We start from the raw sequence: 18,336 nt of genomic DNA on the forward strand, positions 1-18,336 counted from the left end.
TGGATGATCTCTGATTAAGATAAGTGCCGAAACGATAACACAGTGTCAAAAAGCCAGCGAGACAGTGACCTACGGCGATTTCCGACAAAAAACAGGCAGAATCGCGATCGAAGCATTAAAGGTGAACGTTGAGCAATCAGCCACCTTGTTCCCATTCCAACATCAACCCACTCAGGCGCTTGACCTTGCGGCGGACGGCCTCCTCGAATACCCCGGCTCTCGGTTCTATGAGGCTGAACCATTGCTTGCCCCGGGTAATCGCGGTGTATACCAGTTCCTTGGTCAACACGGGGTTCAACGCATCGGGAAGGATGAGCGCCGTATGGGCGAACTCCGAGCCTTGGGACTTGTGCACCGTCATGGCGTATACGGTTTCCACATCATTCAGGCGACTGGGCAGGACAAAACGCACGCCACCTTGGCCATCGTTACGGGGGAAGGCCACTCTCAACACCTGTCTGCCCGCATCAGGCCCGTCACGCTCAGGCAGCTTGAGGGCGATGCCGATATCGCCATTCATCAACCCCAGTCCGTAGTCGTTGCGAGTCATCAGTACAGGGCGTCCCTCGTACCAGAGATGGTCGCTGTCGATCAAGCGAGCCTTGAGCAACGCAGCCGTGATCCGCTGATTCAGCCCCTCGACACCCCACGGGCCCTTGCGCACGGCACAGAGCAACTGGAACTCGTCGAATGCCGCCAGGACATCCCTGGCCCAATCCGTCCAGCAACCATCTTCCAACGGACGAGAAATGTCCGGGCGCCGTTGCCGCAGCAGATTCAGGTAATGCCGATACCCTTGCGGGCCGTCTGCTTGGCCATCGAGCAGAAAACGCTCCAGCACTCCGTCATGCTCGCCTTTGAGCCCAAGGAAAAACAGGTCCGCATAGTGACCGCCCTGCAGTACCTGACGGGCTTTCTCCGGCTGTTGCTGATTCACGCTGCGGGCCAATTGCCCAATACCGCTGCCTTCGCCAAAGCGCCGGGAATGCCTGAGCATGACCACCTGCTGGGCCAAAGGATGAGCGCCATGGAGGTCCTGCTTCAGGTCGCTGGCCGCCAGGTTCTCACCGCTGACGGCCTCGAGCCACGCCAGGGTCTGCGGGCTATACCAGCCCTCCTCGGCATCTCGACATAAATCCCCCAGTACCGCCCCCGCCTCCACCGACGCCAACTGGTCCTTGTCACCCAGCAGCACCAGCCGTGCATGGGACGGCAGCGCATCCAGCAAATTCGCCATCATTTCCAGGTCGATCATTGACGCTTCATCAACCACCAGCACATCCAGTGGCAAGCGATTGCCCCGATGATGGCGAAAATGCCGAGTGCCAGGGCGACTGCCCAACAATCGATGGACGGTGGTGACATCGCAGGGAATGCGCTCGCGCACGCCATCGGTCACATCCAGCGTCCGGACTTGCTGGCTGATGGACTCGGTCAAGCGCGCCGCTGCCTTGCCAGTGGGCGCGGCCAGGCGAATACGCAGCGGTTTCCCAGCCTCGACAGCCGGTGCCTGCAACAAGGCAAGCAGACGCACAACCGTGGTGGTCTTGCCGGTACCCGGGCCGCCAGTCACGATGCTGAAAGCGCTCCGGGTCGCCAGCGCGCAGGCCAGCTTCTGCCAGTCGATCGGTCCTGTGGCACTGGCCTCTCCGAACAATCCCGCAAGGCGTTCGCGCAGGTCATTGGGCGCTGCGCCATGATCGGCCAGCCGTTGACGCAATGCTTCATCGATCCGCCGTTCATAGGCCCAGTAACGGCGCAGATAGAGGCGTTTGCCCGACAGCACCAACGGCCGCTGCTGTGCCTCTTCAGCCATGTCGACCGCCAAGGCAACCAGGCGGCTGGATGCCAGGACCTTGCACCAATGGGCGGGGTCCAGGGCTTGCAGTATTTGCGACGGCAACAGCGTTGCGCCTGTCTGAACGTCGCCCTCGGGCGGGAGCGACAGTGCGAAGTCCGGCTCGCTGAGTGTCTCGAACAGATCCAGACAGACGTGCCCATGACCCAGTTGGTGACTGGTCAGTGCCGCGGCGAGCAGTACCAGCGGGTCATCGTCGGGCTCCAGCTCATGGAGGAACGCGACAAACGCCTTGTCCAGGGCTCGAAGCCAGCCGCGCTCCACCCAGCGCGTGAGCAGCAGCAACAGATCACTCGCCTGACTCAGCGGCGCAAGGTTGGCCAGGCTCTCGTCTTCGGACGGTTTGGGGAGCAGGTCGGCAAAGGAACGACTCATAACAGTTCTCCCTGTACCCACGCCGGTTCGGCCTTGGGTTCGGGCGCCCCTTGGAACAGGCGATCGAGTTGTTCGATCAAGGCTCGCGGGGGCTTGGTGAAATACACGCCCTGGCTGGCTGCGCGCGTGCCACGCAAGAATATATACAACGCTCCGCCGACATGCCGGTCGTAGTCATAGTCGGGCAAGCGTGCCTTGAGCTGGCGATGCAGCGCCAACAGGTACAGGACGTATTGCAACTCGTAGCGATTATCCAGGATCGATTGCTCCATCGCCTGCACGGTGTAGGCCGTGTCATCAGCCCCCAGCCAGTTGGACTTGTAATCAGCGACGTAGTACCGACCGTCATGTTCGAAGGTCAAGTCGATGAAACCCTTGAACATGCCGTTGAGCAACACCGGCTCCGCCGCGATGCGAGCCACGCCGCCATGGGTGAATCGGCAGACAAGTTCGTCAAGCTTGAGCACATCGACTTTGTGGCTGGCGAACCAGAACTCCATTTCGACCTGGAAGCGAGTCAGTTGCGTCAACAACACCGGAGCCTGGCCGCCACCGATATGCAAAGGCGTTGTGATCAGGTGCTGCAACCAGTCGCCAAGCGTGGTGATCCAGCCTTTCCAGCCTCGGCGGTTGCAACGCCGGGCAATAGCATCCTCGATTAACGCTGGCGTGGTGGTAAATCCTTCCCTGGCCGACCACTCCAGAAGACCGTGCAGGAACGTGCCCGGGTTCGGGCCACGTGGAAAGCGATGGATGTCGCCGCCGACAGCAACCACTTCCCTGGGGGCATCCGGGTCAAGACGCTCATCATCGAACTGTTTCTGCGCCTGTGGGTTTTCCGGTGCGGTGTCCCCTCCTGCGCTAAGCGTTTCGCCCAGGCGCAATGCGCTATAGGAAGCGATCCACCAGTTCTCGCTGGCTTTGCGTACCGGCAACAAAGGTGCATGCAATACCGCTTCGTTTTGCGCAGGCCGGTAGTGTTCGTCCTTGGCCTGGGGCATATCCTGGCAGTTCACCGCTTGGCTGCCTTGTTGCAAATCTTCCAGCCATTGCCGCAACGCCACCGACTCCGTCAACGGTGCGCCGCCGCCCAACAGATAACCCAGCGCCGACAGGTGCAGGATGGAGCGGCTGTTGCTGCCACGCTTGAGATCGGCGACACCCAGCCAACAGGCGTGTTGGGCGCGAGTCAGCGCCACATACAGGAGGCGCAGGTCTTCGGCCAAGCGTTCGTCATCGGCCTTGGCGATCAATTCGGGGGTCGGCGTGAGACTGATTTGCGCCTGGCCGGCTTCGTCGTGGTAATGCAAAGGCAATCGGCTGCCGTCCACCGGTTTCGTCGAGCAAATGAACGGCAGGAAGACCAACGGATATTCAAGCCCCTTGGATTTGTGGATCGTCACCACTTTGACCAACTGCTCATCGCTTTCCAGGCGAAGGATCTGTTCTTCGCCGGCCTGCCCGGTCAACGCCAGATGCTCGGACAGGTATCGAATCAGCGCCTGCTCGCCATCCAGCTCGACGGCAGCCTGCTGCAACAGTTCGCACAGATGGAGCAAATTGGTCAGCACCCGCTCGCCGTCGCCACGCGTCATCAAGGCCTGGGGCAGTTTGAAATCGTGCAGCAGGCGTCGCAACATCGGCAGCACACCCTGGGTACGCCAGACCAGCCGATAGCCACGAAACTGCATTACGCGACTTTCCCATGCCAGCTCATCCTGGTTAAGTCGCTCCAGCTCCGTAAGCGGCAAGTCCAATGTGATGCTGGCCAGCGCCGCTCGCAATGGACGTTCGGCATCCGGCTCGGCGCACGCCTTCAGCCAGGTCAGCAAGTCCCGTGCCTCCTGCGCCGCAAACACCGAATCCTTGTCGGACAGGTAGACGCTTCGTACGCCTCGTGCAGACAATTCGCCGCGCACGGCCTGCGCTTCCTTGCCATCTCGAACCAGAATGGCGATATCCGCCGGCAGCAACCCACGCAAGGTATCCCCGTCACTGACAAACCCATCACGCCCCGACTGGCCGCCGTTGAGCAGCGCAGTGATCTCGCTGGCGCAGGCAGCGGCCATGTGTTGCCGATACATCGCGCCAGAGAGCGGTTGGTCCGAGGCCAGGTGCCAGATATTCAATGCGGGGACGGTTTGTCCTGCGATCAGCAAGGACTCCTTTCGCCCTTGGGATCCCACTGCCAGGAACGGCACCGGATTCTCACCCGATGGCTCACGGAACAGGAAAGCCCCGCGCCCTTTTTTACGGGTTTCTGCGTTCTGGAAAATATGGTTCACGGCGCCGACCATGGCATGGCTGGAACGGAAGTTCGTTCCCAGCGTATGCAACCTGCCGGCAGTGGCTTCCCGGGCGCGCAGGTAGGTATAGATGTCGGCGCCCCGAAAAGCATAAATGGCCTGTTTCGGGTCGCCGATCAGGAACAGCCCTGTTTCGGGGTCGTTGTCCTTGATGCGATAGATACTTTCGAAGATCCGGTACTGGACCGGGTCGGTGTCCTGGAACTCATCGATCAGAGCGACCGGAAACTGCTCACGAATCACGCTCGCCAGACGTTCCCCGCCTTCAGCCTGCAGAGCCGCGTCCAGACGCAACAACATATCGTCGAAGCCCATTTCCGCTCGGCGACGCTTTTCCGCCTCGAAGCGCTCCCCTACCCATTGCGCGGCATGCTGCAACACGGCGGCATCGGGTGTCGGCAATGCATCCAGGCTCGCCTTGAGCCCTGACATCGCGTCCAGGCCGGGATGACTTGGCACTTCCCCCTTCCAGGCTTCGGCCATCCCCTCTGGTGTCAACCGCGTGAATCCCGTGCCGATGTCCAAAAGCTCAACACTTTCATCCTCTACCCAGGCCGTGATCTTCTGAAACCACGGCTCAAAATAACGAGCTTGCATCTTGCGACCATCGACGCTTTTACTCGCAACGCCTTGCTGGCATATCTCCAGCAATTCCACTGCCCATTGACGCCACGGCGCCTTGAGATCAAGCAGGGCAGCGCTGCGCTCCTGCAGGGATGCGGCGATAAGCTCGGCGGGCTCAAGCCCATCATCATTGCCACGCCCGTTGGAAAACAGGCCTTTCACTCGTGGCAACAACGCCGCAGGTCCACCCCAGTGGGTGCGCACCCAATCCAACGCCTCGCCTTGCATCGAGTAGCAGAACAGCCGCCAGTAGTCGCGTAGCACTTCGCCGAGCAATTCGCTGTGATCGGTTTCCAGGGTCTGGGTAAACAAGCTGCCACTGTCGAAAGCATGCTCGCGTAACATGCGCTGGCACCAGCCATGGATAGTCGAAACAGCGGCCTCATCCATCCATTGCGCGGCAATATCGAGCCGGTTGGCACAGGCAGGCCATTGCCCTTTGTCAAACTCGTCACGCAACGCCGTTACCAACGAGTCCGGAGCAGGAATTTCGTCGCGAAAAAAACGCGCCGCCTCTGCCAGGCGCGTACGGATACGGTCACGCAACTCCTTGGTGGCGGCGTCGGTAAAGGTCACCACCAGGATCTGCGGGGGAAGCAGTTCGCGACCGAATCCAGCCGCCGATCCGCCGTGGCCCAATACCAGGCGCAAGTACAAAGCCGAAATGGTGAAGGTCTTGCCAGTACCGGCGCTGGCCTCGATCAACTGACTGCCACGCAGTGGGAAGGCCAGGGCCAACGGAGCTTGCCGACTCATGAACGCGCGTCCTCTTCGACCAGTGAACGCCAGGGCGCTTCGAATAACGGTCGATAGAGCGCATCGCACCAGTCGGGAAACGTTTCGTCTGCGGTGAGCGCGTCAAAGTCAGCGAACTGTCGGGCCAGGGCCGGGCTTTCCCGCCGCTCGCCTTCGAAATTCAGACCGTCGCCTTCGTAGGCTTTTCGAGCCGCGGCTTCTGCCTTTCCGGGGTCGCTCTGACCGAGCCAGGCAAAAGCAGTCTTCACCGCGATCGGCAGCGGCTCACGCATGCCTGTCTGCCAGGCCTGCAACAGATCACCGAGCAGTCTTTGCGAAACGGCTTCGTCAAAAGGCGCCAACAGCAAGCTGTCATCACTGGCGACCAATGCAGTTGTCATTGAGAGACCGCTGGCACAGGCGACCAGATGGTTCACCCAAGGTCGTATCAGGCGATGCCATTTTCGAGTCTTGGTGGAACCGATGCTGTTGGGGATGGCGGTAATCGCCAACACAGCACCATCAGATCGCTGGTGCAGACCACTGAGCCAGCCTTCGACACTGACTTCTTCCAATTGCAGACTGATGGGTACGGCGCTCGTCAATGGAGTCGGCCACAGCGCCAGGAGTTGTTGGTAACGTTGGAGCAGGTCAGGCAATGGCTCGATCAATTCACGCTGCATGCTTTCACCAAAACCAGCCATGGGTAACAGGCCGCTGTTCTGAAGTCGTTTGGCATGCGCCTGCAATGCAAGATCCGGTTGATCGAGGCGAACGAGAGCTGCCTCGAGCAGGCTGTCACTCAGGCTGTAACGCTGCAACGCATCAAGCACGAAAGGCTCATCATCCGCCAGGGGAGCTTCGATGGTCTCGAAAAACACTTTGAGTCGCTGGCTGAAAAAATGACGGACAGGATTGCGCAGGAAATCCTGCAACTGACCAAGTCCCAAGGGTTCTTCCTGGACATAGGGGGCCAATCGCTGAGACATCTGCGTGTGATCCTGGGCGTCGTGCAGCACTCGCCATTCGCTGGCATAACTGAATAGCTGATCGCCCTGGTAAAAATAGCGGGCACTGAACGGTTGTAAAGGATGCTCCTGGGTGAGCGCGCCAAGAAGGCTTCCCTTGCCATCTGCCAACCGCCAGCCACTGGCAAGATGATCGCGTAGCTGGCCGACGAGAACGGAGGGCGGTCGTTCGCTATTGTCACGAATGCTGCGTCCCACCCAACTGATGTAGAGTTTCTCCCGTGCTGAAAGAAGCGCTTCCAACATCAAGTACCGATCATCCTCGCGCCGGGAGCGATCGCCAGGCCGATAATCGCTGCCCATCAGGTCGAAGTCCAAGGGCGGTTGGGCGCGAGGGTAGTCACCGTCATTCATTCCCAGCAAACAGACCAGTTTGAAAGGGATTGCTCGCATCGGCATGAGGGTACAAAAGTTGACCGCCCCAGCCAGGAAGCGCTGGGACAATCGCCCTTGGTCCAACCCGGCCAGCCAGGCCTCCCTTACGACCGTCAATGGCAGCTCATCGTGCAGGGCAACCGACTCGCAGGTTTCCAGCCAGCTCTCACGCAGGTCTTCGAGCTGGGTCAGTAGATAATCGTCGTGTTCATTACTTGCCAGGAAGAACAGCTGCACCAGGTCATGCAGGCGCGCGCCCCATTCCTGGGGCGATGCTGGCTGGCTGAGCTCCTGATGAGCGACTTCCAAGGCATCCAGCAACGCCACTAAAGGACCGATCAACGCCGCATCGAGACCGCCGATTTCGTCGTACGGCTCGATGCCTTCGTAAGCCTGCGAATTGCCGACCGCATACCCTAATAACATGCGACGCAGGCCGAAACGCCAGCTGTTCTGTTCAAGCTCTGCGGGCAAACCCAGCCCGGCACGATGTTCGGCACTCATTCCCCAACGGATGCCGGCCCCCTCGATCCAACGGTGCAGCGTTGGCAAATCGGACTCGCCAATGCCAAACCGCTCGCGCAACGCCGGGACGTCGAGCAGATCAAGGATCTCGCTGACTGGAAAGCGACTATCAGGAAGCTTGAGCAGATGTTCGACTGCGATCAGAAGCGGGTCACGTCCACGCTGGCCTTGGTCGGTCAGGGTAAATGGAATGAAACGACTATCGAATTTATCAAGTTGACCGAACACCGCACGAATATGCGGCGCGTAACTGTCGATATCCGGGACCATGACGATAATGTCGCGAGGACGCAAGGTCGGATCCTTGCTGAACTGAGCAAGGAGCTGATCATGCAGGATCTCGACTTCGCGTTGCGCGCTGTGGGCGATATGGAAGCGGATGGACTCATCTTGCTGGGTATCGACCGCTGGCCATTGCTCTCGAGTTTCGTCCAAGGGACGCAATTCAAGAATGTCATTCTGCAACTGGCTGAGGAGGGTGGCAGGTTGGCCGTCGCTGAACAGATCGATTCGCCCTTCGCGGAACACCGAGCGATAGGTCGTGGGGTCATCGTAACTGTCGAGCAGATTGATATAGTCGCGCCCCTGTTTTCCCCAGGCCGCCAATAAAGGATGAGCATGTTGATGCAACGTTTGCGAGTCGAGGATTTCCGGCATGCCGCTCTTGCGTGCCTGCCGTTTGTATTGATGGCGAAGCAAGTCCTTGTCGGCCACGATATCAGCCCAATGATGTCGGCATGGGTTGTGGACACACAGCAAAACCTGGCTAAACCGTGAGAGCCCGGCGAGAGCCTCGAGGACTTGGGCGGGCAATGACGATATGCCAAAGACAATTACTCGCGCAGGCAGTCCTTGTGGAGCGGCTTCCAGGCTGTTGATGCACTCCAGATAGCGCTGATGAACACCGGCACGACTTTGGGCCATGCCCTTCTCACCTACATCCAGCAACAGGGCTCGCCACAGTTCCGCTTGCCAGCAATTGGCCGCCGCGAGCGGCTTGATTTCACCGCGGACGTTTCTCGTCTGGTGTCGTCCCTGTGCCCAATCCTCGAGCCAGTCGGCTCGGTAGACCTGATATTGGTCAAACAGGTCCGCCAGACGCTCGGACAGTTGGTACCGCTTGCGCAAGTCAGCGTCATGAGTGAGAAAACGTCGCAGGGGTTCGAAATGAGGCTGTTCAATCAGCTGTGGCAGGAGACGCATCAGCCTCCATGTGAGCGGGGCCTTGTCCAAGAGGGACTTGGCAGGGATTTCATCACGCCCGAGCACCATTCGATAGAGCTGCCACATGAAGCTACCTGGCAACTGCACGTCGATGGCTGCCGCAATGCCACAACCGCCGGTATCGTCGTCTTCCGGGTCTTCAGCCAGCGCGAGCTTAAGCCATTGGGCAATACCATTGCTCTGTACCAGCGCGATTTCATTTTCAAGAGGGGCCAGCGGATAACGCCGCATCAGGCTGATCACCAGGCTGCGCAACTCATCAAGGCGATTCCCGTGAACCACCATGAAAGCTGGGCTAAGGGACGTTGCGTCCGGCATGAAAGGCATCCTTGAAAATGCAAAAGCTAGGGCAGAACCTTAGCACTGTCGGGGGGCTGTGACAGCCGGGAGCTGTCTGCGCTTGTCGTAAGAACTTTCCTGCGAGCAAAACAAAACCCCTACCTGCGTCAGCAGATAGGGGTTTCGGAATTTAATCTTGACGATGACCTACTCTCACATGGGGAAACCCCACACTACCATCGGCGATGCATCGTTTCACTTCTGAGTTCGGGATGGGATCAGGTGGTTCCAATGCTCTATGGTCGTCAAGAAATTCGGTAGCCAGCGCGTGCCTTACGGTCACGTTCCAGCGAATGGGTATGCGATAGTTTGTGGGTTTTGACTCGAACTTTCGGTTCATCTCGTCTTCACACACCGCAATCTGGTCTCTTTCGAGTCTACAGATTGCTTGGGTGTTATATGGTCAAGCCTCACGGGCAATTAGTACAGGTTAGCTCAACGCCTCACAGCGCTTACACACCCTGCCTATCAACGTCGTAGTCTTCGACGGCCCTTCAGGGGACTCAAGGTCCCAGTGAGATCTCATCTTGAGGCAAGTTTCCCGCTTAGATGCTTTCAGCGGTTATCTTTTCCGAACATAGCTACCCGGCAATGCCACTGGCGTGACAACCGGAACACCAGAGGTTCGTCCACTCCGGTCCTCTCGTACTAGGAGCAGCCCCTCTCAAATCTCAAACGTCCACGGCAGATAGGGACCGAACTGTCTCACGACGTTCTAAACCCAGCTCGCGTACCACTTTAAATGGCGAACAGCCATACCCTTGGGACCGGCTTCAGCCCCAGGATGTGATGAGCCGACATCGAGGTGCCAAACACCGCCGTCGATATGAACTCTTGGGCGGTATCAGCCTGTTATCCCCGGAGTACCTTTTATCCGTTGAGCGATGGCCCTTCCATACAGAACCACCGGATCACTAAGACCTACTTTCGTACCTGCTCGACGTGTCTGTCTCGCAGTCAAGCGCGCTTTTGCCTTTATACTCTACGACCGATTTCCGACCGGTCTGAGCGCACCTTCGTACTCCTCCGTTACTCTTTAGGAGGAGACCGCCCCAGTCAAACTACCCACCATACACTGTCCTCGATCCGGATAACGGACCTGAGTTAGAACCTCAAAGTTGCCAGGGTGGTATTTCAAGGATGGCTCCACGCAGACTGGCGTCCACGCTTCAAAGCCTCCCACCTATCCTACACAAGCAAATTCAAAGTCCAGTGCAAAGCTATAGTAAAGGTTCACGGGGTCTTTCCGTCTAGCCGCGGATACACTGCATCTTCACAGCGATTTCAATTTCACTGAGTCTCGGGTGGAGACAGCGCCGCCATCGTTACGCCATTCGTGCAGGTCGGAACTTACCCGACAAGGAATTTCGCTACCTTAGGACCGTTATAGTTACGGCCGCCGTTTACCGGGGCTTCGATCAAGAGCTTCGCGTTAGCTAACCCCATCAATTAACCTTCCGGCACCGGGCAGGCGTCACACCCTATACGTCCACTTTCGTGTTTGCAGAGTGCTGTGTTTTTAATAAACAGTCGCAGCGGCCTGGTATCTTCGACCGGCGTGGGCTTACGCAGCAAGTGCTTCACCCTCACCGGCGCACCTTCTCCCGAAGTTACGGTGCCATTTTGCCTAGTTCCTTCACCCGAGTTCTCTCAAGCGCCTTGGTATTCTCTACCCAACCACCTGTGTCGGTTTGGGGTACGGTTCCTGGTTACCTGAAGCTTAGAAGCTTTTCTTGGAAGCATGGCATCAACCACTTCGTCACCCAAAGGGTAACTCGTCATCAGCTCTCGGCCTTGAGATCCCGGATTTACCTAAGATCCCAGCCTACCACCTTAAACTTGGACAACCAACGCCAAGCTGGCCTAGCCTTCTCCGTCCCTCCATCGCAATAACCAGAAGTACAGGAATATTAACCTGTTTTCCATCGACTACGCTTTTCAGCCTCGCCTTAGGGACCGACTAACCCTGCGTCGATTAACGTTGCGCAGGAAACCTTGGTCTTTCGGCGTGGGTGTTTTTCACACCCATTGTCGTTACTCATGTCAGCATTCGCACTTCTGATACCTCCAGCAAGCTTCTCAACTCACCTTCACAGGCTTACAGAACGCTCCTCTACCGCATCACTTGCGTGATACCCGTAGCTTCGGTGTATGGTTTGAGCCCCGTTACATCTTCCGCGCAGGCCGACTCGACTAGTGAGCTATTACGCTTTCTTTAAAGGGTGGCTGCTTCTAAGCCAACCTCCTAGCTGTCTAAGCCTTCCCACATCGTTTCCCACTTAACCATAACTTTGGGACCTTAGCTGACGGTCTGGGTTGTTTCCCTTTTCACGACGGACGTTAGCACCCGCCGTGTGTCTCCCATGCTCGGCACTTGTAGGTATTCGGAGTTTGCATCGGTTTGGTAAGTCGGGATGACCCCCTAGCCGAAACAGTGCTCTACCCCCTACAGTGATACATGAGGCGCTACCTAAATAGCTTTCGAGGAGAACCAGCTATCTCCGAGCTTGATTAGCCTTTCACTCCGATCCACAGGTCATCCGCTAACTTTTCAACGGTAGTCGGTTCGGTCCTCCAGTCAGTGTTACCTAACTTTCAACCTGCCCATGGATAGATCGCCCGGTTTCGGGTCTATTCCCAGCGACTAGACGCCCTATTAAGACTCGCTTTCGCTACGCCTCCCCTATTCGGTTAAGCTCGCCACTGAAAATAAGTCGCTGACCCATTATACAAAAGGTACGCAGTCACCCAACAAAGTGGGCTCCCACTGCTTGTACGCATACGGTTTCAGGATCTATTTCACTCCCCTCTCCGGGGTTCTTTTCGCCTTTCCCTCACGGTACTAGTTCACTATCGGTCAGTCAGTAGTATTTAGCCTTGGAGGATGGTCCCCCCATATTCAGACAAAGTTTCTCGTGCTCCGTCCTACTCGATTTCACTTCTAAGATCCTTTCGCGTACAGGGCTATCACCCACTATGGCCGCACTTTCCAGAGCGTTCCGCTAAAATCAAAGAAGCTTAAGGGCTAGTCCCCGTTCGCTCGCCACTACTAAGGGAATCTCGGTTGATTTCTTTTCCTCAGGGTACTTAGATGTTTCAGTTCCCCTGGTTCGCCTCTTGCACCTATGTATTCAGTACAAGATAACCATCTTATGATGGCTGGGTTCCCCCATTCAGACATCTCCGGATCAAAGTCTGTTTGCCGACTCCCCGAAGCTTTTCGCAGGCTACCACGTCTTTCATCGCCTCTGACTGCCAAGGCATCCACCGTATGCGCTTCTTCACTTGACCATATAACCCCAAGCAATCTGGTTATACTGTGAAGACGACATTCGCCGAAAATTCGAATTTCTCAACTAAGAGAACTCACAAATTTTACCTTAGCCTGATCCGTTACCAGTGAAAGTAACGTTCAGTCTATCTTTCTATCACATACCCAAATTTTTAAAGAACGAACTAGTCAAAGACTAGAAATCAACATTCACCATCGAACCGATGGAATGCTCATTTCTAAGCTTTATACAATCGAAGCAGTAGTGGTGGAGCCAAGCGGGATCGAACCGCTGACCTCCTGCGTGCAAGGCAGGCGCTCTCCCAGCTGAGCTATGGCCCCGTATTTCTACAGGCGTTTCCCACACAAAATTGGTGGGTCTGGGCAGATTCGAACTGCCGACCTCACCCTTATCAGGGGTGCGCTCTAACCAACTGAGCTACAGACCCAATTTCGGGCTGCTTCTTTCGTCTTCTTCAATGAATCAAGCAATTCGTGTGGGAGCTCATGGAGCAGCTGCGGTCGTCGATTAAGGAGGTGATCCAGCCGCAGGTTCCCCTACGGCTACCTTGTTACGACTTCACCCCAGTCATGAATCACACCGTGGTAACCGTCCCCCCGAAGGTTAGACTAGCTACTTCTGGTGCAACCCACTCCCATGGTGTGACGGGCGGTGTGTACAAGGCCCGGGAACGTATTCACCGCGACATTCTGATTCGCGATTACTAGCGATTCCGACTTCACGCAGTCGAGTTGCAGACTGCGATCCGGACTACGATCGGTTTTGTGGGATTAGCTCCACCTCGCGGCTTGGCAACCCTCTGTACCGACCATTGTAGCACGTGTGTAGCCCAGGCCGTAAGGGCCATGATGACTTGACGTCATCCCCACCTTCCTCCGGTTTGTCACCGGCAGTCTCCTTAGAGTGCCCACCATAACGTGCTGGTAACTAAGGACAAGGGTTGCGCTCGTTACGGGACTTAACCCAACATCTCACGACACGAGCTGACGACAGCCATGCAGCACCTGTCTCAATGTTCCCGAAGGCACCAATCCATCTCTGGAAAGTTCATTGGATGTCAAGGCCTGGTAAGGTTCTTCGCGTTGCTTCGAATTAAACCACATGCTCCACCGCTTGTGCGGGCCCCCGTCAATTCATTTGAGTTTTAACCTTGCGGCCGTACTCCCCAGGCGGTCAACTTAATGCGTTAGCTGCGCCACTAAGAGCTCAAGGCTCCCAACGGCTAGTTGACATCGTTTACGGCGTGGACTACCAGGGTATCTAATCCTGTTTGCTCCCCACGCTTTCGCACCTCAGTGTCAGTATCAGTCCAGGTGGTCGCCTTCGCCACTGGTGTTCCTTCCTATATCTACGCATTTCACCGCTACACAGGAAATTCCACCACCCTCTACCATACTCTAGCTCGACAGTTTTGAATGCAGTTCCCAGGTTGAGCCCGGGGATTTCACATCCAACTTAACGAACCACCTACGCGCGCTTTACGCCCAGTAATTCCGATTAACGCTTGCACCCTCTGTATTACCGCGGCTGCTGGCACAGAGTTAGCCGGTGCTTATTCTGTCGGTAACGTCAAAACACTAACGTATTAGGTTAATGCCCTTCCTCCCAACTTAAAGTGCTTTACAATCCGAAGACCTTCTTCACACACGCGGCATGGCTGGATCAGGCTTTCGCCCATTGTCCAATATTCCCCACTGCTGCCTCCCGTAGGAGTCTGGACCGTGTCTCAGTTCCAGTGTGACTGATCATCCTCTCAGACCAGTTACGGATCGTCGCCTTGGTGAGCCATTACCTCACCAACTAGCTAATCCGACCTAGGCTCATCTGATAGCGCAAGGCCCGAAGGTCCCCTGCTTTCTCCCGTAGGACGTATGCGGTATTAGCGTCCGTTTCCGAGCGTTATCCCCCACTACCAGGCAGATTCCTAGGCATTACTCACCCGTCCGCCGCTCTCAAGAGGTGCAAGCACCTCTCTACCGCTCGACTTGCATGTGTTAGGCCTGCCGCCAGCGTTCAATCTGAGCCATGATCAAACTCTTCAGTTCAAACATCTTTGGGTTTTGAGAAAACCCTAAACCTGGCTCAGCAATCGTTGGTTACATCTTTGATTTCTCGCGGAGTAACTTGTGATGCTGATAATCTGTTGACTAGCAGTCTGACTCCACAAGCACCCACACGAATTGCTTGATTCAGTTGTTAAAGAGCGGTGGATTGAGCCTTTCGTCTCAACCGAGGCGCGCATTCTACAGCGCCCCGTGTATCTGTCAAGCGGTTATTTTAAGAAGCTTTCAAAGTTTCGCCTGGAAATCCTTAACAACTTCAACCACTTGCGCTTTCGATCTCTCGTTAGCGGGAGGCGAATTCTACAGCGTTACTCGCTGCTGTCAACACCTCTTTTTCACCGCTTTCGATCGAGAAGATCGAATCGCCGATAGAGCCAAACAACACCACTCTATCAACTCCTTCAGCGCTTCGATGAACTGAAGCACCTAGCCTGTCGAAACCTACTTAACTCATTGAAACTCAAGGAGTTTTCCGTTTCGACTGCGCCGGAAGTGGGGCGAATTATAGACACCTGGAATCTGCCGTCAACCGTTATTTTCATAATTCTGTCATATCAGTCAAAAAGCCCCTGTAAACACAGAAGCCGGTACCCAAGGGTACCGGCTTCTGTACTTTATCGATTACAAACTGGGGAATGCGAACTGTGAAGCCTCGTGGCTGGCACGCTGCGGCCAGCGCTGGGTAATCGCCTTGCGACGGGTGTAGAAGCGCACCCCATCCGGGCCGTAGGCATGCAGGTCGCCAAACAGCGAACGCTTCCAACCACCAAAGCTGTGATAAGCCACAGGCACCGGCAACGGGACGTTGACGCCGACCATGCCGACTTCAATCTCATCACAGAACAACCGCGCAGCTTCGCCGTCACGGGTGAAGATGCAGGTGCCGTTGCCATACTCGTGATCGTTGATCAACTGCATCGCCTCTTCGAGGCTGTTGACGCGGACGATACACAGCACCGGTCCAAAGATTTCTTCTTTATAGATGCGCATCTCGGGGGTCACGCGATCGAACAGGCAGCCGCCCAGGAAAAAGCCTTCCTCGTGCCCGGTAACTTTCAAGCCACGGCCATCGACAATCAATGATGCCCCCGCCGACACACCTTCTTCTATATAGCCACTGACCTTGTCGCGATGCTGGCCAGTAACAAGCGGCCCCATGTCCAGTCCACACGAAGTCCCCGCGCCGATCTTCAGCGCCTGGATCTGCGGCACCAACTTGGCGACCAGCGCATCCGCCACCTGATCGCCGACACACACCGCCACCGAAATCGCCATGCAACGCTCGCCGCACGAACCGTACGCCGCGCCCATCAGCGCACTGACCGCATTGTCCAGGTCAGCATCAGGCATGAGCACCGCATGGTTCTTCGCCCCACCCAATGCCTGCACACGCTTGCCGCGGCGAGTCCCCTCGGCATAGATGTATTCGGCAATCGGCGTCGATCCGACAAAACTCAGCGCCTTCACTTCCGGTGCCTCGATCAATGCATCCACCGCCGCCTTGTCACCGTGGACCACGCTCAGAACGCCCTTGGGCAAACCGGCCTCCAGCAACAGCTGGGCGATCAGCAGTGTCGAGCTCGGATCGCGCTCGGAAGGCTTGAGAATGAAGCAGTTGCCACAGACGATAGCCAGTGGGTACATCCACAACGGCACCATCGCCGGGAAGTTGAACGGTGTGATACCCGCCACGACCCCCAAAGGCTGGAAGTCTGACCAGGCGTCAATATTGGGTCCTACGTTGCGACTGTATTCGCCCTTCAGGATTTCCGGCGCGGCACAGGCAAACTCGACGTTTTCAATACCGCGCTTGAGCTCACCGGCGGCATCTTCCAGAGTCTTGCCATGTTCTTCGCTGATCAACTGCGCGATACGCGACTCGTTCTGCTCCAGCAACTGCTTGAAACGAAACATGACCTGGGCGCGCTTCGCCGCCGGCGTATTGCGCCAGGCCGGGAAAGCCGCCTTGGCAGCGTCGATGGCGTGTTGAATGGTTGCGCGATCCGCCAGCGGTACCTTATGGATCGCCTGTCCGGTGGATGGGTTGAACACGTCGGCGGTGCGCGCGTTGTCGCTCAGCAGCTCGCCATTGATCAAATGCGGAATGAGACTCATGGGGACTCCAGACAAATCGGACAGCGGACGCCCCCGAGGAGCGTCCTTATATAAAGAGGAATCAGTCGACTTTGTTCAGCACTTCGCCAACCGCATCGAACAGTCGATCAAGGTCCTGCGGCTTGCTATTGAACGTTGGCCCGAACTGCAGCGTGTCACCACCGAATCGCACATAGAACCCAGCCTTCCACAGCGCCATGCCCGCCTCGAATGGGCGAACGATCGCGTCGCCATCGCGCGGTGCGATCTGGATCGCGCCCGCAAGGCCAAAGTTGCGAATGTCGATGACGTTTTTCGAGCCCTTCAAAGCATGCAAGGCGTTTTCAAAATGCGGCGCGACTTCGGCCACGCTCTGCACCAGGTTTTCCTTTTGCAACAGGTCCAGGGCAGCCAAGCCTGCCGCGCACGCCACCGGATGCGCCGAATACGTATAGCCATGGGGAAATTCGACGGCGTACTCCGGCGTCGGCTGGCTCATGAACGTCTGATAGATTTCGGAACTGGCTATCACAGCCCCCATGGGAATCGCGCCATTAGTGACTTGCTTGGCGATACACATCAGGTCCGGCGTTACACCAAAACTGTCGGCGCCAAACATCGAGCCGGTACGACCAAACCCCGTAATCACTTCGTCAAACACCAGCAGGATGTTGTGCTGATCGCAGATTTCCCGCAGACGCTTGAGATATCCCTCTGGCGGCACCAGGACGCCGGCGGACCCTGCCATGGGTTCGACAAACACTGCGGCGATATTCGAAGCGTCGTGCAACTCGATCAGCTTCAACAACTCATCGGCCAAGGCGATGCCACCCTCCTTCGGCATGCCACGGGAGAACGCGTTGCCGGCAAGCAGGGTGTGGGGCAAGTGATCGACGTCCATCATGGCCTGGCCGAACAATTTGCGGTTACCGCTGACGCCACCCAGGCTGGTGCCGGCGATGTTCACGCCGTGATAACCGCGGGCCCGTCCGATCATCTTGGTCTTGGTGGCCTGTCCCTTGAGGCGCCAGTAGGCGCGAACCATCTTCACCGCGGTATCGGCGCACTCGGAACCGGAGTCGGTGAAAAATACATGGTTGAGGTTGCCCGGGGTCAGGCTGGTGATTTTTTCCGCCAACTGGAACGACAGTGGATGCCCATATTGGAATCCCGGCGAATAATCGAGGGTGCCCAGTTGCTTGGCGACCGCCTCCTGGATCTCTTTGCGGGTGTGCCCGGCGCCGCACGTCCACAATCCCGACAGCGAATCGTAGACCTTGCGTCCCTTGTCATCCGTCAGCCAACTGCCTTCGGCCGCGACGATCAGCCGGGGGTCGCGTTGGAAATTGCGATTGGCTGTGTAAGGCATCCAGTGGGCATCCAGCTTGAGCTGGCTGGCCAGGGAACCGACAGCGTGTTCGGGCATGTTCATCGACAAAACCTCGCAAGACATAAACAGTATGAAATCAGAAGCGTTCTTGCGGCTAAGTTGCCACG

Annotated in this window: 5 protein-coding genes, 2 tRNA genes and 3 rRNA genes; all 10 read right to left on the reverse strand. The window is 56.9% G+C overall.

Annotated elements, in window-relative coordinates:
• Positions 1-136: 136 nt before the first annotated feature.
• Entirely contained in the window at positions 137-2,233 is a 2,097-nt protein-coding gene (recD, locus tag M8Q45_RS21185; RefSeq protein WP_249876258.1) for an exodeoxyribonuclease V subunit alpha, read from the reverse strand.
• The gene (recB, locus tag M8Q45_RS21190; protein ID WP_249876259.1) at positions 2,230-5,919 is read right to left on the reverse strand and encodes an exodeoxyribonuclease V subunit beta; all 3,690 of its coding nucleotides are present in this window, start codon (positions 5,917-5,919) and stop codon (positions 2,230-2,232) included. Before recB ends, recD begins: the two co-directional genes overlap by 4 nt.
• Positions 5,916-9,368: an exodeoxyribonuclease V subunit gamma gene (gene recC / locus M8Q45_RS21195; protein WP_249876260.1), complete on the reverse strand. Its 3,453-nt coding sequence runs from the start codon at positions 9,366-9,368 to the stop codon at positions 5,916-5,918. The genes recB and recC overlap by 4 nt, the downstream gene beginning before the upstream one ends.
• Before the next feature lie 155 nt (positions 9,369-9,523).
• Positions 9,524-9,639 (reverse strand): 5S ribosomal RNA (gene rrf, locus M8Q45_RS21200).
• Positions 9,640-9,788: 149 nt separating this feature from the next.
• Positions 9,789-12,680 (reverse strand): 23S ribosomal RNA (locus M8Q45_RS21205).
• A gap of 246 nt (positions 12,681-12,926) precedes the next feature.
• Positions 12,927-13,002 (reverse strand) — tRNA-Ala (locus M8Q45_RS21210).
• A 30-nt stretch (positions 13,003-13,032) separates the two neighbouring features.
• A tRNA-Ile gene (locus M8Q45_RS21215) sits at positions 13,033-13,109 on the reverse strand.
• A gap of 81 nt (positions 13,110-13,190) precedes the next feature.
• A 16S ribosomal RNA gene (locus M8Q45_RS21220) occupies positions 13,191-14,727 on the reverse strand.
• The 16S, 23S and 5S rRNA genes sit together here with 2 tRNA genes alongside, the layout of an rRNA operon.
• 639 nt (positions 14,728-15,366) lie before the next feature.
• Complete coding sequence (locus M8Q45_RS21225) at positions 15,367-16,860, reverse strand: CoA-acylating methylmalonate-semialdehyde dehydrogenase (protein WP_249876261.1); 1,494 nt, start codon at positions 16,858-16,860, stop codon at positions 15,367-15,369.
• A gap of 61 nt (positions 16,861-16,921) precedes the next feature.
• Positions 16,922-18,271 carry an omega-aminotransferase AptA gene (aptA, locus tag M8Q45_RS21230; protein ID WP_249876262.1) on the reverse strand — a complete coding sequence of 450 codons (1,350 nt, stop codon included), beginning with the start codon at positions 18,269-18,271 and terminating at the stop codon, positions 16,922-16,924.
• Positions 18,272-18,336: the final 65 nt, after the last annotated feature.

Origin of the sequence: Pseudomonas sp. T1.Ur, assembly GCF_023516725.1 — a bacterium.
In the GTDB taxonomy this organism is placed as follows: domain Bacteria; phylum Pseudomonadota; class Gammaproteobacteria; order Pseudomonadales; family Pseudomonadaceae; genus Aquipseudomonas; species Aquipseudomonas alvandae.

Bases quoted from the DNA above. Each gene is read 5' to 3' on its own strand.
- recD (WP_249876258.1), bottom strand. From the start codon at position 2,233: ATGAGTCGTTCCTTTGCCGACCTGCTCCCCAAACCGTCCGAAGACGAG.
- recC (WP_249876260.1), bottom strand. From the start codon at position 9,368: ATGCCGGACGCAACGTCCCTTAGCCCAGCTTTCATGGTGGTTCACGGG.
- recB (WP_249876259.1), bottom strand. From the start codon at position 5,919: ATGAGTCGGCAAGCTCCGTTGGCCCTGGCCTTCCCACTGCGTGGCAGT.
- M8Q45_RS21225 (WP_249876261.1), bottom strand. From the start codon at position 16,860: ATGAGTCTCATTCCGCATTTGATCAATGGCGAGCTGCTGAGCGACAAC.
- aptA (WP_249876262.1), bottom strand. From the start codon at position 18,271: ATGAACATGCCCGAACACGCTGTCGGTTCCCTGGCCAGCCAGCTCAAG.